The organism is Chryseobacterium sp. IHB B 17019 (assembly GCF_001456155.1).
In the GTDB taxonomy this organism is placed as follows: domain Bacteria; phylum Bacteroidota; class Bacteroidia; order Flavobacteriales; family Weeksellaceae; genus Chryseobacterium.
In genome coordinates this window covers 129,988-154,335 of sequence record NZ_CP013293.1, presented here as the reverse complement: position 1 = coordinate 154,335, position 24,348 = coordinate 129,988, and the positions used below count along the sequence as shown (strand labels likewise).

22 protein-coding genes are annotated in these 24,348 nt (G+C 32.9%); 9 read left to right on the top strand and 13 right to left on the bottom strand.

All coding sequences use genetic code 11. The features are described 5' to 3' along the window. Positions 1 to 19 precede the first annotated feature (19 nt). The 3 genes from ATE47_RS00750 to ATE47_RS00740 all read right to left on the bottom strand — a co-directional run bounded on the left by ATE47_RS00750 (position 20) and on the right by ATE47_RS00740 (position 1,683). A complete protein-coding gene (locus ATE47_RS00750; RefSeq protein WP_062160164.1) occupies positions 20 to 670 on the bottom strand; it encodes an NAD(P)-dependent oxidoreductase in 651 nt (216 codons plus the stop codon). A 57-nt stretch (positions 671 to 727) separates the two neighbouring features. Further along, positions 728 to 1,138 (bottom strand): Rrf2 family transcriptional regulator, encoded by a 411-nt coding sequence (locus ATE47_RS00745; protein WP_062160163.1) that lies wholly within the window; start codon positions 1,136 to 1,138, stop codon positions 728 to 730. A gap of 110 nt (positions 1,139 to 1,248) precedes the next feature. Then, complete coding sequence (locus ATE47_RS00740; protein ID WP_062160162.1) at positions 1,249 to 1,683, bottom strand: FKBP-type peptidyl-prolyl cis-trans isomerase; 435 nt, start codon at positions 1,681 to 1,683, stop codon at positions 1,249 to 1,251. 216 nt (positions 1,684 to 1,899) lie between these two features. On the opposite strand from ATE47_RS00740, the gene ATE47_RS00735 reads away from it, so the two are divergent. Next, complete coding sequence (locus ATE47_RS00735; RefSeq protein ID WP_062160161.1) at positions 1,900 to 2,898, top strand: catalase; 999 nt, start codon at positions 1,900 to 1,902, stop codon at positions 2,896 to 2,898. 103 nt (positions 2,899 to 3,001) lie between these two features. On the opposite strand, the gene ATE47_RS00730 is transcribed toward ATE47_RS00735, so the two are convergent. From ATE47_RS00730 to ATE47_RS00700, 7 genes are all read right to left on the bottom strand, one after another. Continuing rightward, entirely contained in the window at positions 3,002 to 4,051 is a 1,050-nt protein-coding gene (locus ATE47_RS00730) for a TerC family protein (protein WP_062160160.1), read from the bottom strand. 129 nt (positions 4,052 to 4,180) lie between these two features. Then, complete coding sequence (locus ATE47_RS00725) at positions 4,181 to 4,792, bottom strand: TerD family protein (RefSeq protein WP_062160159.1); 612 nt, start codon at positions 4,790 to 4,792, stop codon at positions 4,181 to 4,183. A gap of 28 nt (positions 4,793 to 4,820) precedes the next feature. Next, positions 4,821 to 5,765 carry a hypothetical protein gene (locus ATE47_RS00720; RefSeq protein WP_062160158.1) on the bottom strand — a complete coding sequence of 315 codons (945 nt, stop codon included), beginning with the start codon at positions 5,763 to 5,765 and terminating at the stop codon, positions 4,821 to 4,823. A 12-nt stretch (positions 5,766 to 5,777) separates the two neighbouring features. Further along, a complete protein-coding gene (locus ATE47_RS00715; RefSeq protein WP_181898048.1) occupies positions 5,778 to 6,938 on the bottom strand; it encodes a toxic anion resistance protein in 1,161 nt (386 codons plus the stop codon). A 5-nt stretch (positions 6,939 to 6,943) separates the two neighbouring features. Continuing rightward, a complete protein-coding gene (locus tag ATE47_RS00710) occupies positions 6,944 to 7,498 on the bottom strand; it encodes a TerD family protein (protein WP_062160157.1) in 555 nt (184 codons plus the stop codon). Further along, positions 7,488 to 8,312, bottom strand: a complete 825-nt coding sequence (locus ATE47_RS00705; RefSeq protein ID WP_062160156.1) for a phosphoribosyltransferase family protein — start codon at positions 8,310 to 8,312, stop codon at positions 7,488 to 7,490. The genes ATE47_RS00710 and ATE47_RS00705 overlap by 11 nt, the downstream gene beginning before the upstream one ends. Before the next feature lies 1 nt (position 8,313). Continuing rightward, positions 8,314 to 8,988, bottom strand: a complete 675-nt coding sequence (locus ATE47_RS00700) for an HAD family hydrolase (RefSeq protein ID WP_062160155.1) — start codon at positions 8,986 to 8,988, stop codon at positions 8,314 to 8,316. Positions 8,989 to 9,421: 433 nt separating this feature from the next. Here ATE47_RS00700 and ATE47_RS00695 point away from each other — a divergent pair, with 433 nt between their 5' ends. Together ATE47_RS00695 and fusA are read left to right on the top strand one after the other, a co-directional pair. Further along, entirely contained in the window at positions 9,422 to 10,351 is a 930-nt protein-coding gene (locus ATE47_RS00695) for a LamG-like jellyroll fold domain-containing protein (RefSeq protein WP_062160154.1), read from the top strand. A gap of 424 nt (positions 10,352 to 10,775) precedes the next feature. Then, positions 10,776 to 12,842, top strand: coding sequence for an elongation factor G (gene fusA / locus ATE47_RS00690; protein WP_062160153.1), 2,067 nt, complete (start codon positions 10,776 to 10,778; stop codon positions 12,840 to 12,842). 179 nt (positions 12,843 to 13,021) lie between these two features. Here fusA and ATE47_RS00685 read toward each other — a convergent pair whose 3' ends face one another. Continuing rightward, positions 13,022 to 14,560, bottom strand: coding sequence for a SulP family inorganic anion transporter (locus ATE47_RS00685; RefSeq protein ID WP_062160152.1), 1,539 nt, complete (start codon positions 14,558 to 14,560; stop codon positions 13,022 to 13,024). A 655-nt stretch (positions 14,561 to 15,215) separates the two neighbouring features. Here ATE47_RS00685 and ATE47_RS00680 point away from each other — a divergent pair. The 6 genes from ATE47_RS00680 to ATE47_RS19125 all read left to right on the top strand — a co-directional run bounded on the left by ATE47_RS00680 (position 15,216) and on the right by ATE47_RS19125 (position 22,628). Beyond that, positions 15,216 to 15,641 carry a helix-turn-helix domain-containing protein gene (locus ATE47_RS00680; protein ID WP_062160151.1) on the top strand — a complete coding sequence of 142 codons (426 nt, stop codon included), beginning with the start codon at positions 15,216 to 15,218 and terminating at the stop codon, positions 15,639 to 15,641. 10 nt (positions 15,642 to 15,651) lie between these two features. Continuing rightward, on the top strand, positions 15,652 to 15,978 hold the full coding sequence (locus ATE47_RS00675) for a hypothetical protein (protein ID WP_062160150.1): 327 nt from the start codon (positions 15,652 to 15,654) through the stop codon (positions 15,976 to 15,978). Positions 15,979 to 16,047: 69 nt separating this feature from the next. Continuing rightward, complete coding sequence (locus ATE47_RS00670; protein WP_062160149.1) at positions 16,048 to 17,565, top strand: hypothetical protein; 1,518 nt, start codon at positions 16,048 to 16,050, stop codon at positions 17,563 to 17,565. 1,017 nt (positions 17,566 to 18,582) lie between these two features. Beyond that, positions 18,583 to 20,091 (top strand): tetratricopeptide repeat protein, encoded by a 1,509-nt coding sequence (locus ATE47_RS00665; protein WP_062160148.1) that lies wholly within the window; start codon positions 18,583 to 18,585, stop codon positions 20,089 to 20,091. Between the two features lie 285 nt (positions 20,092 to 20,376). Beyond that, a complete protein-coding gene (locus ATE47_RS19130) occupies positions 20,377 to 20,514 on the top strand; it encodes a hypothetical protein (RefSeq protein WP_185097113.1) in 138 nt (45 codons plus the stop codon). 593 nt (positions 20,515 to 21,107) lie between these two features. Next, complete coding sequence (locus tag ATE47_RS19125; RefSeq protein ID WP_062160147.1) at positions 21,108 to 22,628, top strand: tetratricopeptide repeat protein; 1,521 nt, start codon at positions 21,108 to 21,110, stop codon at positions 22,626 to 22,628. 610 nt (positions 22,629 to 23,238) lie between these two features. Here ATE47_RS19125 and ATE47_RS00655 read toward each other — a convergent pair. Next, the gene (locus ATE47_RS00655) at positions 23,239 to 23,796 is read right to left on the bottom strand and encodes a 3'-5' exonuclease (RefSeq protein ID WP_062160146.1); all 558 of its coding nucleotides are present in this window, start codon (positions 23,794 to 23,796) and stop codon (positions 23,239 to 23,241) included. A 13-nt stretch (positions 23,797 to 23,809) separates the two neighbouring features. Then, positions 23,810 to 24,295 carry a ribonuclease H-like YkuK family protein gene (locus ATE47_RS00650; RefSeq protein WP_062160145.1) on the bottom strand — a complete coding sequence of 162 codons (486 nt, stop codon included), beginning with the start codon at positions 24,293 to 24,295 and terminating at the stop codon, positions 23,810 to 23,812. Positions 24,296 to 24,348 lie beyond the last annotated feature (53 nt).

Below are 24,348 nucleotides of genomic sequence, written 5' to 3'. Positions count from 1 at the left end.
CTTTTTAAATATCTTGAAATTAGTAAGCCGCGGTAAAACGCTGGCGAATATGATTATTTTGCTCCAATTCATCTACCAGAGCCACTGCAACATCTTCTACAGAAAGTACACTTCTTCCATTATCATCAAACACGGGACTTTCCAGAGCTGTTCTGTATTTTCCGGTTCTTTCGCCGGGATTTCCGGCATTCATTTCGATGGCGGGACTGAAAAAAGTCCAGTCTAAGGTTTTATTCTCTTTAATTTTATTCAGATAATCCCTTGCTGCTGTTGCTCCGGGCTTGTATTCTGCAGGGAATTCCGGGGAATCTACCAATTGATTTCCGTCGATGTAAAGACTTCCCGCTCCTCCAACGGTAATCAATCTTTTAACACCCGATTTCTCAACTGCTTTCTCAATATTAATAGAACCATTTAAGAAATCTTCATACAAATTCGGATTTGTCCAGCCTGCATTGAATGCACTGATTACGGCATCAGTTCCCTGTAAAGCACCAGCCAATTCATCAATATTGTTTACATCAACACTTTTTGCCGTTACTTTGTCTTTCTGTTGAACTTTTGAGGCATCCCTTACGATCGCTTCCACTTCATAGCCCCTGTTTAATAATTCATTTACTACCTCTGTTCCCACAAATCCTGTCGCACCGATTACTGCTACTTTTTTCATATTTTTTTATTTAAATTAATTGTAATAATATTTGTTACATTTATGATTAAAAAAATTTTATTTGAACTGATCACTGAATTCTTTCAATGATTTATTACTTAAAAACTTTAAAACCAACTTATCTGTTTCAGAAAATAATGTATTTAGATGATTGTTGATCTCTTTCCCAACGCTACAAGCTGGATTTGGGTTATTATTTTTTTTTCCTAAAACTTCTGTGTTTTTTATTGCTAAATAAATATCCGAAATACTTATTACATCAGCATTTTTCGCCAATTGGCATCCTCCTTCCTTTCCTTGTCTGCTTATAATAAGACCCGCTTGTTTTAGAACACTCATTTCTTTACGGACAATCACGGGATTTACGTTAATACTACCTGCAATCCATTCGGAAGTCAGCCATTCATGGGGACTTTGTGCCAATAGGGTCATGATATGTATTGCCGTAGCAAATCTTGTGTTGTTCATCTTATTATGTTGCAAAGATAACAAATTTTTAAATGTAACAAAAATAATTACAATTAAATTTAAAAAATTTACCCGATGCCGAGTAAATTTTAAACTGTTTTAAGTTATTCTTATTTTATTTCCAACAATTCCACTTCGAAAACAAGCGTACTGTTTGGTCCGATTTCTTTGCTGATTTGTTGATCGCCGTAAGCCAGATGCGGAGGGATAATTAATCTCCATTTGCTGCCTACAGGCATTAGCTGAAGAGCTTCTGTCCATCCTGCAATTACCCTGTTCAGAGGGAAAGATGCAGGTGTTCCTCTTTTTACGGAGCTGTCAAAAACTTTTCCCGAAATTGTAGTTCCGTGATAATGGCATTTTACGGTAGATTTTGGTCCCGGCTTTTCACCGTTGCCTTCCGTGATGATTTCGTATTGCAAACCGCTCGGCAAAGTAACCACACTTTCTCTTTTGCCATATTCTTCCATATATTCTTTACCGTCATTCAGGTTTTTTTCTGCCAATTCTTTTTTACGTTTAAATAACATATCTGCTACTCCCATAATTATATTTTTTACAAAGATAGGATTTTTGGGCGGGAAGATGGAGGCTGGGAGATAAAAGAGAACCGGTTAAATTATTTAAATATTTTATTTTTAACACATTAAACTTGCAAACTTCTGACTTCCAACTTCCATCTTTTAAAAAGTTCAAATATCATTAATATTAAATTAATAGCAATTCGGAAACTTGGCGTTATAATTGAATTTAAAAATTAAATGCCAAGTCCACTAAAATATAATAAGAAATTTGATGCGCTGACCGATGAGGAAAAAGAACTCCTTGAAATCAACAAAAAAAGTATTGCCGATTTTGTTGAACAGTCGCCTTCCGTGAGTGATGTGAATTATGCAACCCGAAATGCTCACGCAAAAACATATGCCGTTTCAAAGGGTGAATTTTTAATCGATAAGAAAGTTCCGGAAGAGCTGCAGCCGTTTTTTGATAAAGAAAAATATGATTTGATTATCCGGTTTTCTAATGCACATCTTAAAATCAACAGAGGCAAAAAAGATATTCCCGCTTATGGTTTTGCAGTGAAAATAAAAGATGAAAACGGAGATCTGATCGCCAACTTTCCATTGGTTAATTTTCCATTATTCCCGATAAATTCTGTGAGTACTTTCCTGAAGTTATTTACTTCCGTTAATAGGTTTTTTGTAAAAAAATGGAGCTCATTTTCGTTGATGCTTCAGATTATAAAAGTTATTCCTTCCACTTTTACAGGATCTTTTTTAAAGAATATTTTTAAGCTTTGGAGAAAAAGAAACGATTTTATTTTATCATTTAATTATCATTCAGTTGGAGTTTACCGTCTTGGGGATTTTATGATAAAAATTAAACTTAAGCCAAACTCTGTTGACAGAAATTTTGGAAAGAAATTAAAGGTAAAGGATGCTCTTGAAAATTATTTACAAAATAATGATTTTACTGCAGATGTTTTAATACAAATTTGTTATGATGAAAAAAATCAGCCAATCAATCAGCTGAATGTTGAATGGAAAAATTCTCCATATCTTAAAATTGGTGAAATAAAGATTGAAAAAAATTCCCTTTTGAACCCAAATGCCTGTGAAAACGAACTGCTTTCATTTAATCCTTTCGACAGTAAACCTTTCTTTCAGCCTGTAGGAAAAATCCAGAAACTGCGTGATGAAGCGTATAAGGTTTCGATGCAGACAAGGCTTAAAATCAATAAGCTTTTGAAATACAGGTAAAGTTGAGTTATGAGTTATTAATTATGAGTTATGAGTCATGTGAACTTTTAATTTTAAATAAAAAAGGCTCTACAATTGTAAAGCCTTTCTGTTTATTTTTGATTTAATCTTCTATTTTATCTTTTTCATTATCGCCGGTTACTTTTTCCGGGAACATCACAGATAAAAGAACCGAAATTACCAATACTCCTCCCACAATTCCTAATGAAATAGGCGATGGAATATGGATCCACGGTGCAATTAACATTTTAACTCCAATAAAAGCAAGGATAATTGCCAAACCATAAGGAAGCTTGCTGAACATGTGAATGAAATTTGCAAGTAAGAAGTACAATGATCTAAGCCCTAAAATCGCGAAAATATTCGATGTATAAAGGATAAACGGGTCATTTGAAATCGCAAAGATCGCAGGAATGGAGTCTACCGCGAAAAGTACGTCTGTAAACTCAATTACAGCAACCACAACCAATAGTGGTGTTGCCATTTTGATTCCGTTCTGGATAGTGAAAAACTTATCACCATCATAATTATCCGAAACTTTCCAGAATCTTTTTACAAGCTTTGCTCCGGGTGTATCACCAAAGTCTTCATTATCATCTTCTTCACCTTCACCCCAGGATTTAATTCCGGCATAGACAAGGAATAATCCAAAGAGAGTCATTACGATATTGATTTTAACCGGGTGTCCGAAAACGTTCATTTCAGGAAGATAAGTAAGGTTGATAAGCCCAACTCCCGCAAAAATAAAGATCGCCCTGAAAACCAACGCTCCAATAATTCCCCAGAAAAGAACCTTGTGATGCAGATGCTTAGGAACTTTAAAGAAGCCAAAAACGAGGATAAATACAAATAAATTATCCACCGAGAGCGCCTTCTCAATCCAGTAAGCTGCCTGGTACTGCGTGAATTTTTCCACCGCAATCGCATGACTGTCCGGGCCTAAGTCTGAATTGTAAACCCAATACACGACGCCCGAAAAAACCATTGACAGCGAGATCCAGACAATTGACCAGATAGTAGCTTCTTTGGAAGAAACTTCATGACTTTTTTTGTTAAAAACCCCTAAATCCAGGAGCAACATGATAACGACCGTTATCGCAAATCCCCAAACCAACCCTGGATGAAGATCTAAAATACTAGTATTTTGTCCCACTTTTGTATGTGTTATTATATGATAAAGCAATAGCTGCACGATGTACAATTATTGCCGGTTTAATTTATATTTTTAAAATCCAATACGGTAATAAGTTTTGGCTAAAGCCTGCACTTATTGATATTCGATTTATAAATAATTATTTTTTACAGTTTCAATTGTTTCCTGTAATTTTTTGTCTTTTGTAGGGTCACCAATTGCGTTGAATTTCCACTCGTTGTTTCTCTTGTAGAAAACTCCCATTACCATCGCAACATGGCCTTTGAAAGATGCGTCGTTTGCAATGTCGTACTTTGCAAAAACTTCTCTTACATTCGTTGGAGTTCCTTCATAGATTCTGATCGATGCAAAAGGAATTGTCCCAAAATCCTGGCCTTTATAGCTATTCAAAACCAAAGCAACGTGTTCTACACTGGGTTCAAGATTGCTGAAATCCACTGTGATTACTTCGTTATCAAGACCGTCGTCACCATTCACATCACCTGTTAAATCATCGCCGCTGTGTCTTACAGAACCGTTTTTAGATTTAAGGTTTCCAAAATAAATGATTTCAGTCGCATTCTTGTTGGAATCATATAAAATACAGCTTCCATCCAAATCCACCGCTTCCCTCGTAACTCCACCGAAAAAACCTTTTTTCTCGATTGCTCCCCAGTTGATTCCCACACAAGCCTGTGTAAGAGCTGTCCCGTTTTCCTTCGTAAGGTTAATTCTTTGACCTTTCTGTAAATTAATAGCCATCTTTTTATGTTTATTGTTATATATTTCGTTAATTATTTAAATTTAAATTCAACATCGCGCGGAGGATATTTGTTTCCTCATTGACATCGAATATTTTACTCATTATATCAATACTTTCCAGGTTTCGAAGATAGTCTTTTAAAACAGCTTCTACATCATCGGGCAGCTTCCGTTTTCTCTCGTGAATGGTTTCTTCCAGCTCTTCATTCTTTCTTTTCAATTGATTGATGATCGAAATCTGATTGGATTCATTTTCGGAAGTATTTAAATAAGATAATTCATCATCAATTAAATACATTCGTTTTTCCTCAACATTAAATATAAAATGTTCATTAGACTGAAAAATCTTAAACAATTCATATTCATTCCTGTCAATTCTATATCCACACACAAAACGAACTTTAAACTGCTGTATATTCAGCTTACCCAACAATTTTCTTTCAATCGAATAATCCTGATACTGATAAGATGGAACCGGATGCGCTTTTAATTTGCTTTCATCTGCTTCCGTCCTGTAGAATTCTGCGGCGTATCTTTTTTGAAAATACAAAACATCATTCCAGTTCAGGGTAAATTTATCCTCCGTAAGATCTTTATACAGATTCCTCAAATGCTGGGAAAATATACCGCTGTAGATTTTCCTGTCCGTTTCAAAACTATCGACTTTCCTTTCCTCGAAAGCCTCAATGTATTGATTATTAATATTAATCTCGTTAATAACAGCTAATAGATCGTTTTCCTTTTTCTTTTTTATCTTGGTAAGCAATTCTATTAAACTGTCGGTGTACTGAAGGTGAAAAAGCTCTAATTTATTGTAATCTAAAGTCTTATTTTCTTCAAAAAGCTTGTGTATGATATCCGTTTTGATGTAAATCGAAATGATATCAACATTTTCAAAAAAATTCGAAAGAAGCTTAAGTTTTGTTAACCTTCTTTTACTTTGAGATAGTATGCTTACAGCTTCATCATCCACCTTTGTACTGTATTAACTTCTGATATTTGCTTTTAATTCATGTTCCAATGTCTGAAGATCCTGATCCAGCTTTCTTCTGTTTTCCGCGCCTTGTTTTTGAATCTGTTTTACTTCATTCAACGTATTGATCAACATAGTTGTTGTTTCTCTCAATGTTTCGGCAGACACAATGGTTTGTTCGTTCGCTTTGGCAACATTTCTTGAATTCTGACCCAAACGTTCTGCATTTTTTCTCAAAATTTCTTCTGTTGTAGAAGATACTTTCTGCTGAATTTCAATATTCTGCTGCTGTCTGTGCATCGCAACCGCCAGAGAAAGCTGGTTTTTCCAAACCGGTAATGTTGTTGTTAAAATCGTCTGCGCTTTTTCAGCAATCGAAACGTTGTTATTCTGCACCAATCTGATCTGCGGAAGAGACTGCATCATGATCAGACGAACGACTTTAAGATCTGCCAACCTCCTGTCCAGCCTTGCAATGAAATCTCTCTTGTCTGCAATCTGATAATCAGCATAGCTTTGAGGATTTGTTTCCATTTCCGCCAATTCCTGAGCTGCTTTTTCCATTCTTAAATTTCCTGCAATCACAAGATCTTCAATTTGCTTGATGGAATTTATATTGCTGTCAAAAATCGTCTGTAGAACAGCATTATCTTTAGAAGAAGTGATAATTCCTGCGTTTACTTTATGCGAAATCTGGTCAATATTATTAACGATTTTATCATATTTAGCGAAAAGATTTTCTACCTGCGTCATCATTTTCTTCATAAAAGGCAATCTGCTTAAAAAACCTTTTACAGGATTTTTGTTGTTGATTTCATCAACGTCCACATAGTTTAATTCGACTAATAAATTATTAATCAATTCTCCTACTTCACCGGAATTTGATCTTCTTACATTTCCTAAGAAACTGTCACTCTGGTTGGCCAAAGTTTTCTGAAGGTCTGCCCCGAAATTCACGATAGATCCAGGGTTTGTTTCGTCGATAGCATTCGCCATCGCTTCATATTTCTGACGCTCTTCTACCTGTAATTGGTTTAGATTTACATTTCCGTCTCTATCCACAAGAACCGGAGCTGTTCCCTGAGCCGGCTGGCTCGGTTGGGCTGGTTCAAAGGTTTTAAGAGGCTCAATAGGCTGAAGCGGGTCAATGGGTTGATTAGATTGGTTATCCATAATAATTATTGATAAATTGATACAAATTTCTCAAGACCTTCTCTCTGTCCTGATCCTACTGCTTCGAATTTCCATTCTCCGTTTCTGTTGTAGATTCTTCCGAATTCTACTGCTGTTTCGATGGAGAAATCTTCGTCTAATTCATACTTTAAAAGCTCTTCATTCGTATCTGTATTGAAGATTCTGATGAAAGAATTTCTTACCTGCCCGAAGTTCTGCTTTCTTGCGTCTGCATCGTGGATTGTTACTACCACTGTAATTTCCGCTACTGCAGGGTCTATTTTAGTTAAATCAATTTTAATCTGTTCATCATCTCCTGCACCGTCACCCGTCAAATTATCACCCGAGTGGATCACTGCTTTGTCCGGAGATTCAAGATTGTTGTAAAATATAAAGTGATTATCAGAAACTAACTTTTTATTTTCACCCAACAAAAATAAAGATGCATCCAGATCAAAAGCGGTTCCCGTTGATGTATTGTTGATATCCCAACCTAAACCCACTGTGAATTTTGGTGCATTTATATTTTCTCTCTGTCCTTTCTGTAAGTTAATAGCCATAATATAATTCAGTTTGCGTTAATGTATTAATGTTATTTTCGTATTCTTTTATTAAATGATAATTGTTACTGATCGCCAGTTCCAGAAGATGTTCCATCTGTTCCTTTTTTACTTTAGACGAAAGATATTCAAAATTACTTGATTCCAGGCCTAAAATATATTTTACAATCCTTGTATTAAACTGAAAACTTGGCCTTACCATTACTTCTGCAATGTGTTCTATATTTTTCACTGCATAATAATTAAAATAGTTTTCAATCTTCGGGTCAATATCAAAATTCATCAATTCTGCATAATACATGAATAAAAATTCGCCTTCAACGTTATATTGCTTTAAAATTTTATTCACAGTGTACTCATGACTTCCCGTGATTTTGATATCGTCTATAAAAATACAAAGTTTTCCCTTTAAAAAGTCTTTATCAAGATAATAAGTATCATTGGCTATCAAATTTTTACGGTCTTCAAAACTCAGATTTCCATAATCTGTTGTATAAGTATGATTTCTGTTAATCTTTGATAAAATGCTGGATTTTTTTCCTTTTTGAAATAAATAATAATCCAGCTGCTTTTTAAAGTAAAAACATAAAAAATTAGAAGCCGTAGGAATTGCCATGTACGGGCTTGGCAAAACCACAATTTCTTTATCCGTATTTAAAATTTCTTCGTGCCCGGAAATAAATCCTTCAAACAATTCTTTCGCAAATTTCTCTGCATACGACTTATCGCCATACTTAAAATAGCTGTATTCTGCGGGTGAAAAAGTGAACTTATCCGCCGAATGAATGTGGTGTAAGCTGTATCTTTTATTCATATTATATTTGGTGTTTAAGTAAGTGAGCATTAAAACCAAAGTCTTTTGCGCCTTTGTAATCGGCAATCGGGTTGTCACCGATGTGTAAAATCTGATCCATTGCTAAATCTCGATTTTTAATCAGATTTTTGACCTCCTGAAAGATCTGCGGATTAGGTTTTGAACAATTAATCTCATCTGAATAGATATGGAAATCAATGTACTGATCAAGATTTTCTCCAACCAAAAATTTTCTCATTGTTGTTCCCTTGATAAAACCGGTATTGCTCAGGATATTTATCGTTTTGCCCTGGTTTTTAATTTCATCAAAAAAATCATGTAAATTTTCGAAAATCACAACCGGCCTATATTCCAAAAATAGTTCTTCACTTTTTAAATAGAATTCGTTTAATTTCTCTCTGTTTAATTGCTTTAAATCCACATCTAAAGCACCTAAAATCAGTAAATAAATCTCAAAAGTGTCCACATTTCCACCAATAACTTCATTAATGGAGTTGCAGAGATCATCGTAATATTTTACGACTTTCGCCACTTCATCAATAGGTTTTTCCACATCAAAAAATGATGAGAAAAGCTCAACTCTTTTTGCTTTGAATTCGGGGTGAGATTTGATTAAGGTAAGCCATAAGTCAAAGGAAAAATGACTGTGATTCTGAATGTCGATATCTGTTTTCAAAACGTTTTAAAAGTTAAAAGTTTTATTTAGCTTTCTTGAAAAAGATTTAATTTTTGTATCATCAATTGTGTTTGAATTTTCTGTATTCTTCCCAAAGATATAATTTTTAATATTACCGTCTTGTTTTTTATGATTTTTTAAGATTTTAAGTCTTATAAGTTTTGATTATCTAAGATAGATTTCAACAACATTATCGTCTTCAGAGTGCTAAAAATAACTGGATTTAACACAATATATCCCTTAAGAATGAAAAAATTACACGATATCCTTATTATTAACTAATTAAATATTAAAGCAATACAAATAATGCAAATATATTTAATCAAATACATAAAACACATTACAAAACTATCAAATAATCAATACTTTAACAAAATTTAACTATTATGAATTAAAAATATAATTACATTTATAAAACTTAAAAAAATTATCTATGAAAAAAATTATTCTACTTTCTTCTGTACTATTATCGTTACTTTTCAATGCGCAGACCCCTGCTTATGTACCAACTTCAGGACTTGTGGCCTGGTGGGGATTCAATGGAGCTGCAAACGATTCGAGCGGAAACGGAAATAATCTTACCGTAACCGGAGCTACACTCACAAACGACAGAAACGGAATGCCTAATGCAGCTTATGCTTTTGATGGGTCAGGTTATCTTTCAAAAAGCTCTTTATCCTACACTTTCTCACAGACGGGATCATTCTCAGTATCTTTCTGGATGATGAAAGCGAACAATAATGAGGGTGTTGCCATGATGAGTGGTTCCGGCACCTCAGATAATTTTATCTGGCTTGTACAATGTGACGCCTTCAAAACCATTTATGGTACTACCAAACAAGGTCAAGCATGGGTATGGGTGAATGCCCCTGCATATTCTACATCAAACTGGGAGCATTATGTAGCAGTTTTCAATAACCAGAGCATGGAATTGTACAAAAACGGAGCATCTGTTGGGACTGGAACTAATTCTTACACAAACACGTTGCAGGCTGCATTGCCATTCTACATCGGAAGAGCCATAAGCGGTGGTAATATCGTGGCTAGTATTGATGACGTAGGGATTTGGAACAGAGTGCTTACACCTACTGAAATTACTCAATTATACAGCAGCACTTTATCTACCAATGAAATCGGGACTTCATCAGCTGGAAGCATCGCACCTAATCCTGCAGGAGATTTTATACAAATTAATTTACCTGTAAAATCTTCACAGAAATACAAGATAACAGACATTAATGGCCGTCTTGTTTCCCAGGGAAATATTTCTAATGAAAAGAAAATCAATGTTTCTCAACTTTCCAAGGGAATATATTTCATAGAAATTGAAGGGGTGAAAAGCCTGAAATTCCTAAAAAAATAAATTGATTAAACAAATGACCCATCCGCTTTTAAGAATTTAGAAGCGGATTTTTTATTGGTAATTTTAATGATAAATTGTATAAAATTTTGCCATTTAAATATTTTTTCTAATTTTGCAAGCGATTTACAATCAAACAATGACAAAAAAAATGGTAAATATTATTACAAACAATCCTATCAGAGCTGTGTACTTTGGTAGCACTAAATATTTATCTGAATAACGATCGACCTTTAAAAACAAAACATATTGAGGCCTATCTATTCAGATAGGTCTTTTTTGCTACCCTACTTTCAGCTTTTAGTCGAAAAGGCTGTCTCATTTTTTAACGAAAAAGAAATTTCTTACTAAAATAAAAGTCAGATAAGAAATCTTTACGCTTAAAACATCAATACAACCTTAAAATCAACAATTTAAATTTAAAAAAATGAAGTACAATACACGAAATATAGGGATAATAGCACACGTCGATGCAGGAAAAACAACTTTAACGGAAAGATTGCTGTATTACACAGGAATGATTCATAAAATCGGGAACGTAGACGATGGAAATACTGCGATGGATAGAGACATTCAGGAGAAAAACCGGGGAATTACCATTTCATCTGCAGCAATTTCCACACAATGGAAAAAGGATCAGAATGTTTTCAATATCAACATTATTGATACACCAGGACATATTGATTTTGCAGTGGAAGTTGAACGTTCGTTGAGGGTTTTAGACAGCGTTGTTGCAGTTTTCTGCGCTTCTTCAGGAGTTCAGCCTCAAACGGAAAATGTCTGGTTTCAAGCTGAAAAATATGGAATTTCGAAGATTTGCTTCATCAATAAAATGGACAGAATGGGAGCTGATTTCTTTGCTGTTTTAAATGAAATTAAAACTAAACTTCATGCAGTTCCTTTGGCTTTACAAATCCCGATGGGTTCTGAAGACAATTTTGAAGGAGTTATTGATCTGATCAAGCAAAAAGCTTTGTATTGGATCGATGAAAATGGTGAAACAATTATTGAACAGGAAATTCCCGAAAATTATAAAGCTGACGCCAAAGAATGGAGAATGAAATTAATAGAAACTTTAGCCGAACAGGACGAAATATTTTTTGAAACTTTCTTGAGTTCTGAAGCTCAAATTTCTGAAGAAATGATGATTGAAGCCATAAAAAGAACCTGTCTATTAAGAGCAGTTGTTCCCGTCTTATGTGGTTCTGCTTTTAAAAACAAAGGAGTTCAGCCGTTACTTGATGCGATTGCAAGTTATTTTCCCGCCCCGAATCAACTACCTTCAATTAAAGGAAAAGATGCGAAAACGGAAAAAATAATTGAGCTTGAAAGAAATGATGAAGAAAATTTTTCCGGACTTGTTTTCAAAGTCGTTATTGACAAACACATGGGTAAATTGGCAATGCTTAGGATTTATTCAGGAAAGATAAAATCAGGACACACGGTTCAGAATGTAAGAACTGGTGAAAATTTTAGAATATCGAGGATTTTACAAATGCAGTCTGATAAAACATTAACCATTGAAGAAGGAAAAGCCGGTGATATTGTAGCCTTAACAGGAATAAAAGATGCTAAAACCGGTGATTCTTTATCTTCAACTGAAAAAGCCGTATTGCTAGAATCCATTACGATTCCAGCTCCGGTTATCCGGGTTTCGATTGAGCCGAAAACAAATGCTGATGAAAAATCTTTCGGATTGGTTTTGGCTAAAATACAAGAAGAAGATCCATCGTTGGTCGTTGAAAGAGACCGACAAACCGGTGAAACTTTGTTGAGTGGTTTGGGAGAATTGCATCTTGAGGTTACTTTAGAAAAGATTAGGTTGAATCATGGAATTGAAATCAATCAGGGAAAGCCTAAAGTTTCTTACAGGGAAATTTTAACAAAAACCCGAAAATACAGGGAAAAACTTGTCAAGCAAAATGGTGGAAGCGGACAATTCGCAGACATTACTTTTGAAATAGGGCCTCGTGAGAATAATGAAACCGGCTTGGAATTCATTAATCAAATTAAAGGCGGTGTGATTCCTGGTGAATTTATTCCTTCGGTAGAAAAAGGGTTCAGAGAAGCAATGGAAAATGGAACATTGAAGGGCTATCCTTTAGAAAATATGAAAGTTACTCTATTGGACGGTTCAGCTCATAGTACAGATTCTGCTGCATTTGATTTTGAAATTGCTGCAAGAGACGGTTTCAAGGCGGCTGCAAAAAGTTGTAAACCGAAATTACTGGAACCCATCATGCAGGTTGAAATTCAAAGTATTGAAGAATACACCGGAATTGTAACGGCAGATATCAATAAACGAAGAGGGATTATTACTTCGATTGATGAAAAATCAGGAAGAAAAACCTTCACTGCAGAAATCCCGTTGGCTTCAACTTTCGGATATATTTCCGATTTGAGAACACTGACGAGCGGTAGAGCTTCGATCAGCATGAAGTTGTCACACTATGCTTTAGTGCCGGATTTCATTGCCAATACATTAATAACCTAAAAAGCGAGGGCTGTAAATTTATTTTGCAGTCCTTGTTTGGGTTTTAAGGTGAATTGTCAATTGTCAATTGTCAATAGTGAATTTTATCTCGTGCATGTTACTGGTTTGCAAATTTTTTAGCAATTTTTTTTAAATCACTCACTCTCTCAAACTCTCAACCCTAAAACACCGCAACCTTCCTACTTTCCAGGCATCACTTTATAAGTCGGGTCCTCCTGAATATTAACTTCAATAACTGCTTCTGCATTTTTTAAAAGTTGAATACAATCTTCACTTAAATGTCTTAAATGCAGCTTTTTATTCAGTTGACTGTATTTTTTTGATAATTTATCTAAGGCGTCAATGGCACTCATGTCAACAATCCGGCTTTCCTTAAAATCAATTATGACTTCATCAGGATCATCGGCGGGATCAAATTTGTCTGTGAAAGTCGTTACAGACCCGAAGAACAACGGTCCGTAAATTTCATAATATTTAATTCCATTTTCATCAATATACTTTTTTGCACGAATCCTTTTTGCATTATCCCAGGCAAAAACCAAAGCAGAAATAATAACTCCCACCAAAACAGCCAAAGCAAGGTTGTGAAGAATAACGGTAATTAACGCGACCGTAATTCCGACAAAAATATCAGATTTTGGCATTTTGTTGACAATTCTGATGGAAACCCACTGAAAAGTACTGATTGCAACCATCATCATCACCCCAACCAGAGCTGCCATCGGGATTTTCTCAATAAAAGGTGCCCCTACCAGAATAATAATTAAAATTGTTACTGATGCTATAATTCCTGAAAGCCTGGCTCTGGAACCGGCATTAAGATTCACCAGCGTTTGTGCAACCATCGCACAACCACCCATTCCTCCGAAAAAACCATTTGTAATATTGGCTAAGCCCTGAGCTACGGATTCTTTATTAGCGCTCCCTTTAGAATTAGTGATTTCGTCGACCATTGATAGCGTGAGAAGTGATTCTATCAAACCAACTCCCGCCATTACTATGGCATACGGAAAAATAATCTGTAAAGTTTCTAGGGAAAAAGGAATCCCCGGAATATGAAAATTCGGAAGGCTTCCGCTTACACTGGCGATGTCTGCAACAGTTTTAGTATTAATTCCAAAACCCAGGACGACTCCGAAAACAATTACAATTGCGACCAAAGAAGCCGGGACAACTTTCGTTATTTTTGGAAAGAAATAAACAATTGCAATAGTCAAAGCCGTTAACCCCATCATTATATATAAAGATGAACCATGCAGCCAACTCACAGCTCCGTTTGCGTCCGTAATTTTAAATTGCTCGACCTGCGCCATGAAAATAATAATAGCAAGACCATTCAGGAAACCATACATTACGGGTTGCGGAATGAGTCTTACAAATTTTCCAAGCTTAAAAATCCCAACCAACATTTGAAAAACACCTGCAAGAACTACGGTTGCGAAAAGATATTCCACACCATGGGTTTTTATTAAAGCTATTAAAACAACGATTGTAGCTCCCGCCCCACCAGAAACCATACCGGGACGGCCACCAAAAATTGCAGTAACCAAGCCCATTATAAAGGCCGCATACAAACCAATTAGAGGAGAAAGCCCAGCTAAAATCGCAAAGGAAAGTGACTCCGGAATCATGGTCATAGCTACTGTAAGACCAGCAAGGAGTTCGTTTTTGTAATTTATTTTCTTCGAAAAATCGAATAATGCAACAGTATTTTTCATTCAGCGGCAAAGGTAAGCACTTAGATTTTTTTCTACAATGTTAATAATACATATTTAAGAATTCACAAAATGTTGATCGTGATAATGCGTCTTTATCAAAGCAGAGCATTACATAATATTTCACACTCTATTCCATTTATCTGATTATTTTTAACCAAAACTATATTTTAACAAAAAATTTTAATTTGTTTTTTGGGTTTAATTTCTATTTTTTTATATATTTGAATCTAGGGTAATTGATTATTTTTTAAAATTATTAACCAATTTTCAAAAATCAGTTAAAATATTTTACAAAATAAGATTGCCGTCTATCATAATTAATTACATAAAGAGAAATTGCATGAAAGAGTTTTAAATAGGTAATATATTATTCGATACTTATAAAAAGGTCAGGATATAAAGTTTACTAAGCGAAAAGGATGAGACAAAGGATATCGCACAAAGCATTGAGGGATGTATTATGACGCAAAATTCTTCACATTTACACTTTAATTAATAAACATTTTAATTCTTAATCAGGAACTTACCTTGATCAGAGAGTGCATTTGGTTTTATCTTCAGATATTAGTTTAAAATTTTAATTAACCTTTACTTATACTTACTCAATAATATTCCTATTCCATGCAAGTTGTTTTTAAATAAGTTTTTAACAAAAATGCTATACAAAGAAATAAATATAGGACAATTCATTAAGGAGAGGGTTGATGAATTGGAGATTACAATGGAAAGGATGTGCAATTTCCTGAAAAAAGATGAAGAATTCATTGAAAAAGTATTCACTAGCAAATCCATTGATACAGATCTTCTTTTAAGATGGTCTAAACTGCTGGAATATGACTTTTTCAGGCTTTACAGTTCGCATCTTATTTTATATTCACCGCCGTCAGCTATTAATAAGAATAATAATCCAAAATCTGAGAAAATTCCTTATTTCAGGAAAAATATTTATACTCAGGAAATAAAAGAGTTTATTATTAAAAGAATTCAGTCCGGTGAGATGACACAAAGTGAAGTTATTAAAGAATATTCTATTCCTAAAAGTACTCTGCATCGCTGGCTTCAAAAAAACGACACCAACTAAAAGTAAACACATGCGTCCCAATTATAAAAAAATCTATCAGGATATGCTGAAGCAGGATCAGCCTGAAAAGTTACAAGATCCTAAAATCCAAACACTTCTGAAAAATTTAAAAACTACGGAAGATGTTCTTAATTTCAATGAGCTGGTCTTTAAACAATCTAAGGAAAGTCTAAGGAACAACCAGAAATTGAAAACCTATGACAAGAAAACAATGCTGAAATTGTTACAATATCAAAAAAAGCATGGCTTCTCAACAAGCTATATGTCTACAAAATATAAAATAAGCAGAACTACTCTCGCAAAATGGAAAAAAACATTTGAAGAAGAGATTCAATAAAAGTCGGTAAATGCCGACTTTTTATTTTATATTTATATAGCTTTATTTTGTTACATTATAATCCATGAGATGAAAATTAATATAAGTAAAAAACACAACATATTCAAAAACAGCATTTTATTACTGTTTATACTATTTTCTAATATTGCTATTTCTCAGACTCATCAAGAGGAAGAGATTGATGTGCTTCTTCAGAAGGCAGAGAACAGCAGGCGCCGTTTCAACCATTTAGAGCAGCTACAATATGCTAAAAAAGCAAGTATCGTAGCTGAAGAGATCAAAAATTCTCAGAAAATTGCAGAATCTTATTATAGCATGGCATTGGCATTAGCGCTCATGGAACTTCCAAAAGAAAGCTTTGTATTTGTAAAAAAAGTTTCTCAAGAGCCTTATTATCAGAAAAGTAAACTACTTCAGGCCAAGTTGAAGGAAGTAAAAGCCTTCGATTATTATGCACTGGGCTTGACCTCTCAGTTTGACAAGGAGATGCCAGGAATTGTAAAGCTCCTAAAAGGCGAAACCAGTAAAGATGCCATTATTTTATTACAAAGAACATATTTGAATATCGGGGTCGGAAAACCGGATTCTGCAAAATATTATTCAAAATTGTGCTTTAATGAATTAAAAAAAATTCCAGAAAAAGATATTCACCTTGAATTATCTGACTTCTATCGTTATAAAGGAACAGAATTTTTAAATAAAAAACCTGATTCTGCTTTATATTATTATCAGAAAAGTCTTGCAATAGACCAAAAATATAAAGATCCTATTCTTTTTCTTGATTATACGGCTTTGGGAGATTATTATTCCGTACAAAAAGAATATCAATCTGCAATAGATTTTTACCAGAAGGCCATTCAGAATATTAAAGAACAAAAAATTTCGCCCTATCATTTTGTAAACAATGATTTATATAAAAAAATCGCCGAACAATATGAAAAGCTGGGAAATACCGAAAAAAGTAACGAATACAAAAAAATCTATCTTGATCTTCAAAACAATCTACAGTCTAAAAGAAGTGCTAACGTAGATCATGCACTTAAAATTATTTTAAAAGATAAAGAAGAAGAGCATAAAAAAACTGAGAACAATAAATACATTTGGATTATTGGCGGAATTCTGCTTTTAATAATAATTTTTATTGTTGTTTTTAATATTTTAAGGAAAAATTTAAAACATAAGGAAACCCTTATCACTGAAGTTCATTCTACATTGCAGGAGAAAGAAGAAATTATTTCTCAAAAAACGGTGGAAACAGAAGAACTTCAACTTAAAGTAAATGATGCTTATAATGAAGTGATAGAGCTTGCCAAAAAGAATGATCCCTCTTTTTACTTTCGTTTTCAGGAAGTGTATCCTGATTTTCAGAAAGAACTTTTGGAATATAGCCCGGGACTCAGAACTTCAGAATTGATTCTTTGTGCGTACACATTTTTAGGTTTCAATGTAAAGGAAATTGCAGATTATACATTCAAATCTGTGAACACGGTACGGAACAGAAAACAAAGTCTCAGAAAAAAGTTTGGTTTATCTGGTGAACAAGATATGGGTATTTGGTTAAGAAATTTAATCGATGATAAAACCTAAAACAAATCAATCTCTCTTAAAATCAAATAGTTAAATAAAAATAGTATATGAATAGTATACTATTTTTTTTGTCTTTTCATGAAATTTGTTTCCCTTTGTACCAGAAATCAACAAGCAATCTGAAAATTATTTTTTTCTAAAAAGATTTAAAACGATTTAAAAAATTGCCGAAAGGTTTGACACAAAAACACAAATGAGAAAATGAAATTCTATGTCGGGAACGTCCCAAAGAATTCCCGACGTAAATTTCAATTAAAAAACACAAATGCTGAAAAAAAGTAAACACAAATGAAAGGAATGGAATTCAATGTCGGGAAAGCCCCAAAAGTCCCGACTTGATTCCTGACTTAAGCATTAAATGAAAAACACAAATGAAAATACAATGAAATTTATGCTGGAAACATTTAAATCCTGTCTTAAACTTTATTGAAAAACACAAATGCTGAAGAAAAAGTAAAACACAAATGAAAGGAATGGAATTCAATGTCGGGAAAGCCCCAAAAATCCCGACTTGATTCCTGACTTAAGCATTAAAAAATGAAAAAACACAAATGAAAATACAATGAAATTTATGCTGGAAACATTTAAATCCTGTCTTAAACTTTATTGAAAAACACAAATGCTGAAGAAAAAGTAAAAACACAAATGAAAGAATGGAATTCAAAGTCGGGAAAGCCCCAAAAGTCCCGACTTGATTCCTGACTTAAACTACAAATGATTAGAAATAACAATTAAAAGACAAACATAATAAGGGAAGAAATGGATAATATAACACATATATTATCCATTTTTGTTTTTAATTGTGACAAAACACAGCTATAACAATTTTCCGCACAATTATTTTATTAATTTATAAAGAAAAACTTACAATACATTATTATTTATTAACAAATATTATTCATTACAATGAACAAATAAATTAAAATGGGTATATTTTTATTTATTTTCCAATTAACAACCTTATTTTTGTAGTTAATTAATCTATTCATAATTTTAACTTTAGGGGCGAAAGTTAGTATGGAAAAACTACCTACTTTTTTTAAAAGCAGCATTTTATTGCTTATCATTTTGTTATCAAATCTGGCAATTTGTCAGGACAAGCATTTGCAGGAAATTGATAATTTACTTCTCAAGGCTGATAATTTCAATAAAAAATTTCAGGATATTGATGAATTGAAGACCGCAAAATCAGCCCACATTTTAGCAGAAAAAATTGGGGATGATAAAAGAAAAGTAACGAGCAGCTATTATATCGCCCGGTCCTTATTCAATCTTGGGCTTCAAAAAGAGAGTCTTTCTTATGTAGAAAGAATGGATTCTGAGAAATATCTCTCAAAAAATCCTGTTCAGAAAGCTTTGTTTGAAGAGTTGAAAGCTTATCTGTATAGGTCATTAAATTTAAATTCACAGAGTAAAAAAGAATTCAAGACGGCTTTTTCTTTATTGGAAAATAATAACAGTGAAGAAGCGGTAGAAATCAGATCAAGAATTTACGCAAATCTTGCACAAAATACTCCCAATACTGATTCCACATTAATTTATTTAAACCTACAAAAGCAAGAACTAAAAAAATTACCTGAAAACAAGCATTATTTGGCTTTTTGTGAACACTATAATTATCTTGGAAATATGTATTTGCAAGAAAAAAAATCAGATTCTGCGCTTTATTATTATAAAAAAAGCTATCAATTTAAACAAAAGTACAAGGATCCTGTATTATACGAGCAGTATTATATGTTCGGGTTCTATTATCAGGAAGGAAAACAATACAATAAAGCGTTGGAATACTATCTCAAAGCTTATGAGAATATGCGGAAATATACATCTGATCTTAGATATTTTAGTAATATTTACGCTCAAATCTCATTTTTATATAAACAATTAGGAGACTATAAAAAGCAAAAAGAGTATGAAAATCTAAAAAAACAAACAGATGATAAAATTCTTGAAGAGCAAAACCGTAATATAGAGTATGCTTTAAATATGATTTTGAAAGACAAAGAAAAAGAGCTTGAAAAATCAGAGAATAAAAAGTATGCATGGATTACAGGAGGAATTCTGCTTTTAATAATAATTTTTATTGTTGTTTTTAATATTTTAAGGAAAAATTTAAAGCATAAGGAAACCCTTATCACCGAAGTTCACTCTACATTGCAGGAAAAAGAAGAAATTATTTCTCAAAAAACGGTAGAAACAGAAGAACTTCAGCTTAAAGTAAATGACGCTTACCATGAAGTAACTGAACTGGCTAAGAAAAACGACCCTTCCTTCTATTTCCGTTTCCAGGAAGTTTATCCGGATTTTCACAAAAAACTTATGGAATTCAGTCCGGGGCTTAGAACATCAGAGTTGATTCTTTGTGCCTATACATTTTTAGGGTTTAATATTAAGGATATTGCAGACTATACTTTCAAATCTGTCAACACCGTACGGAACAGAAAACAAAATCTCAGAAAGAAGTTTGGTTTATCTGGTGAACAAGATATGGGTATTTGGTTAAGAAATTTAATCGACAATAAAAGTTGAAACAAATCAATCTTCCTTAAAATCAAACAGTTAAACAAAAATAGTATATAAATAGTATACTATTTTTTTTGTCTTTTCATGAAATTTGTTTCCCTTTGTACCAGAAATCAATAAGCAATCAAAAATTATTTTTATCTAAAAGATTTAAACGATTTAAAATTACAGAAGGTTTGACACAAAAAACACAAATGAGAAAAAATGAAATTCTATGTCGGGAACGCCCCAAAGAATTCCCGACGTAAATTTCAATTACAAAGCACAAATGTTGAAAAAAAGTAAACACAAATGAAAAGGAATGGAATTCAATGTCGGGAGAGCCCCAAAAGTCCCGACTTGATTCCTGACTTAAGCATTAAAAAATGGAAAAACACAAATGAAAATACAATGAAATTTATGCTGGAAAACCTTAAAGTTCCTTTATAAATTCATTACAAAACACACAAATGCTGAAGAAAAAGTAAAAACACAAATGAAAGAATGGAATTCAATGTCGGGAAAGCCCCAAAAGTCCCGACTTGATTCCTGACTTAAGCATTAAAAAATGGAAAAACACAAATGAAATACAATGAAATTTATGCTGGAAAACTTTAAAGTTCCTTTATAAATTCATTACAAAACACACAAATGCTGAAGAAAAAGTAAAAACACAAATGAAAGAATGGAATTCAATGTCGGGAAAGCCCCAAAAGTCCCGACTTGATTCCTGACTTAAGCTACTGAAGAGGGATAACAATTAAAAGCAAAACTCACAATAAGGGAACTCACAGAATGGGTAATATCATGCATATTACTTATTCTGTTTTTTTGTTTTGACAATAAACTATTAATTCCTGCTACAAAATTTATCAATATGCTAATAAAAAATTATATTAAGTTATTATTTCCAATAAAAATTATTCATTATAATAAGAAAATAAGTTAAAATGAAAGTATTTTTATTTTTTTCCAATTAACAATCCTATTTTTGTAGTTTTATTAATCTATTCATTATTTTAACTTTAGGGGCGAAAGTTAGTATGGAAAAACTACCTACTTTTTATAAAAGCAGCATTATATTGCTTATATTTTTGTTTTCAAATCTGGTATTTTGCCAGAATAAACAACTGAAAGAAATTGACAAACTTCTCAACATATCTGAAAAAAGACATGCAGAATATAAAGATTTCGAAGAATTACAGATTGCAAAAAGAGCTAATCTTCTAGCTCAAAAAACAGGTGATTCCAAGAGAATCGCAGAAAGCAGCTACCTTATCTCCAGAGCATTATCATGTCTGGAACTACAGAAACAAAGCTTATCTTTTATACAAAAAACCTTTGATCAAAAATATACTCAAGATGATATTCTTCTCCAGGCGAAATTAAAAGAAATAAAATCATACAATTTCTATGTTTTATCCTTAAAATCTCAAAGCTCACGGGAACAACTTAGCATTATAAAACTTTTAAAGGATAAAAAAGATACTGCTTCCATACGTGTTGTTGCAAGAACTTATGGCAATATTGGAAATCGCTATTTTGATAGAAATAAATTAGATTCTGCTTTTATCTATTATAAATTATCCGGTAATCTGCTTAAAAAATTAGATGAAAATAAAGCCTATAATTCTTTCTCGGAGCATTATATTGCTTTAGGAAATGCTTTTTCTCAAAAAAAAGATTTTGATTCCGCTTTCTATTATTACCAGAAAAGCTATGAATTAAAACTAAAATATGAAGATCCTATTCTGTTTGTGCAATACATGATTTTTGGCAACTATTATAAAAATCAAAAAAAATATGATCTTGCCCTGGACTACTATGTAAAGGCCATCCAAAATATAGAAAAACATTCTATTAATATGGCTCCTTTCAATTCTCTGTACAAGAATATTTCAGAAATATATGGCATTCTTGGTGATAAAAATAAACAAAGTGAATACGAAACTATTTACATCAATGAAGAAAACAAAATAGCATCAGACAGAAGTAAAAGCATGGATTATGCACTTAATATTATAATTGATGATCAGGAAAATAACTATCAACATTCTAAAAGAAAAAAATATATCTGGATTTCTGCCGGAATCTTGCTTTTGATAATAATTTTTATTGTTGTTTTTAATATTTTAAGAAAAAATCTAAAGCATAAGGAAACTCTTTTCACCGAAGTTCACTCTACATTGCAGGAAAAAGAGGAAATTATTTCTCAAAAAACAGTGGAAACAGAAGAGCTTCAGCTGAAAGTAAATGATGCTTATAATGAAGTGATTGATCTTGCCAAGAAAAATGATCCGTCATTTTATTTCCGTTTCCAGGAAGTTTATCCCGATTTTCAGAAAAAACTTATGGAATATAGCCCGGGACTCAGAACTTCAGAGCTGATTCTTTGTGCTTATACATTTTTAGGTTTTACTATCAAAGATATTGCAGATTATACATATAAGTCTATAAACACGGTACGGAACAGAAAACAAAATCTCAGGAAAAAATTCCTTATTCCTACTGAACAGGATATGGGTATTTGGCTTCGGAACTTAACCAACAAGAAGACAAGTTGAGATTAAAACATATTTTTAACAAAAACAATTAATCAGATCTAAGAGTCAGCTTAGATCTTTTGTTTGTCTATATAGAAAGAAAAATTAAAAAAATTAAACAGTAATTAAAAGAAATATTAATTGAATTAAAGAAATTACTACAAGAAGATTATTTTTCGAGTCTATAAAAACGTAAGAAAATAGACCATTTAATGAAATTTATATTATTGAAAATCAAATCATTAAATAAAGATAGTATTCAAATGGTATATCGTTTTTTTTGTTCTTGTACGAATTTTGCTTCTATTTGTATCAGTAAAATTGATCACAAAAAATTATCAAACAATTACTAAACACAAATGATGAAAAATTTTTATATCAATTAATTTCGCCCCAACTTTGATATAAAAGTAATTACACAAATGAAAAAAAAACTAATCAATTGAATTTGGTTTTGACAAAAAACTAAAAACACAGATGAAAAAAAATTTTTAATGAAAAGGGCAATATTAAAATTTAATATTGCCTTTTTTTATCATTTGTTTCTGAACCGTATAATATTTCTTTATATACTTTCTTTAAAGCCGAGGATTTACAATTCGTCGGCTTTATGTTTACAATAAACTTCCAGTTAAGTATTATATTGCTTCAGGCACCAATGTAAAATCTTCGCGATATTTTTTGCATCGTCCACACCTCTGTGATGGGTGCCTTCTAAGGTAAGATTTAATTCATTTAAAGCTCTCGCCATTCCAACACTTTTTCTTACGGTTGGATGTAATTGTCCAAATAATGTTTTTACATTAATATGATCGCCACTTAATGGATAATCTACATTGAATTTCCTTGACTGGTTTTGAAGCATATTCAAATCATAATTTCCATAGCTTGCCCATGTCAAATTTTCTGAATCGTACTCTACTCTCAAAATATCTAATGCATCTTCTAGTAAAACACCGTCATTATCAAGCATTTCCTGGGTAATGGATGTCAGTTCCGTACAAAATGGACTTACTTTTGAATATTGAGGTTTTACTAAAATCCCTTCATTTTTAGAAACCATACCCGTTTTTGCATCCATAATACAAACCCCTATTTCTATGATTTCATTTTCCTGACCTTTTGGCGGCCGGTCATCCCAGCATGTAGCTTCGAGGTCTATGATTAATATATTATCTGTTGTTTTCATTTTATTTAGTTTATCACACCATCATATCAGCACAATTAGAACTCGCGAAAGCATAAGGTTTTGCTTTAAACACATATCCCATTCCCAGAATATATCCCATTGCATCTTTCAAAGCGACGTTGGATTTGAAATCCGGATCGGTATTAATGTCTGCGTGCACCTCCATTTCCACATCATAAGTTTCCAAAATAGAGCAAATTGCATAGGCAATTTCTACGGATTTGTTCACTTCATTCAGCATTCGCTCTTTGATACTGATACTCTGTATTTCTCTTTCTTTTCTGATAAAAGTAAACGCTCCTTTTCCCTCACGAATAATGACTACTGCCGTGGCATAATTAATGGTGTCACCATAAACGTGTGAATCTGAACCCACGCAAACTTTCAGTCGGTGACCGTTGGCCTGTTCGCGGATGATGGCTTCTTCTACCAATTGTGTGATAGCATTATGGAAAATTTTTCCAGTCATGTTTTGCCATGTTTGTTGTTGCGTTTCCATTTTTTCTACATGTTTTAAATTTGTTTTGTTTAAATTTCAATTTGTTAGTTGTG

Coding starts and splice junctions, on each gene's coding strand:
- ATE47_RS00750 (WP_062160164.1), bottom strand. CDS start 670: ATGAAAAAAGTAGCAGTAATCGGTGCGACAGGATTTGTGGGAACAGAG.
- ATE47_RS00745 (WP_062160163.1), bottom strand. CDS start 1,138: ATGAACAACACAAGATTTGCTACGGCAATACATATCATGACCCTATTG.
- ATE47_RS00740 (WP_062160162.1), bottom strand. CDS start 1,683: ATGGGAGTAGCAGATATGTTATTTAAACGTAAAAAAGAATTGGCAGAA.
- ATE47_RS00735 (WP_062160161.1), top strand. CDS start 1,900: ATGCCAAGTCCACTAAAATATAATAAGAAATTTGATGCGCTGACCGAT.
- ATE47_RS00725 (WP_062160159.1), bottom strand. CDS start 4,792: ATGGCTATTAATTTACAGAAAGGTCAAAGAATTAACCTTACGAAGGAA.
- ATE47_RS00715 (WP_181898048.1), bottom strand. CDS start 6,938: ATGGATAACCAATCTAATCAACCCATTGACCCGCTTCAGCCTATTGAG.
- ATE47_RS00710 (WP_062160157.1), bottom strand. CDS start 7,498: ATGGCTATTAACTTACAGAAAGGACAGAGAGAAAATATAAATGCACCA.
- ATE47_RS00705 (WP_062160156.1), bottom strand. CDS start 8,312: ATGAATAAAAGATACAGCTTACACCACATTCATTCGGCGGATAAGTTC.
- ATE47_RS00695 (WP_062160154.1), top strand. CDS start 9,422: ATGAAAAAAATTATTCTACTTTCTTCTGTACTATTATCGTTACTTTTC.
- fusA (WP_062160153.1), top strand. CDS start 10,776: ATGAAGTACAATACACGAAATATAGGGATAATAGCACACGTCGATGCA.
- ATE47_RS00685 (WP_062160152.1), bottom strand. CDS start 14,560: ATGAAAAATACTGTTGCATTATTCGATTTTTCGAAGAAAATAAATTAC.
- ATE47_RS00680 (WP_062160151.1), top strand. CDS start 15,216: ATGCTATACAAAGAAATAAATATAGGACAATTCATTAAGGAGAGGGTT.
- ATE47_RS00675 (WP_062160150.1), top strand. CDS start 15,652: ATGCGTCCCAATTATAAAAAAATCTATCAGGATATGCTGAAGCAGGAT.
- ATE47_RS00670 (WP_062160149.1), top strand. CDS start 16,048: ATGAAAATTAATATAAGTAAAAAACACAACATATTCAAAAACAGCATT.
- ATE47_RS00665 (WP_062160148.1), top strand. CDS start 18,583: ATGGAAAAACTACCTACTTTTTTTAAAAGCAGCATTTTATTGCTTATC.
- ATE47_RS19130 (WP_185097113.1), top strand. CDS start 20,377: ATGAAAAGGAATGGAATTCAATGTCGGGAGAGCCCCAAAAGTCCCGAC.
- ATE47_RS19125 (WP_062160147.1), top strand. CDS start 21,108: ATGGAAAAACTACCTACTTTTTATAAAAGCAGCATTATATTGCTTATA.
- ATE47_RS00655 (WP_062160146.1), bottom strand. CDS start 23,796: ATGAAAACAACAGATAATATATTAATCATAGACCTCGAAGCTACATGC.
- ATE47_RS00650 (WP_062160145.1), bottom strand. CDS start 24,295: ATGGAAACGCAACAACAAACATGGCAAAACATGACTGGAAAAATTTTC.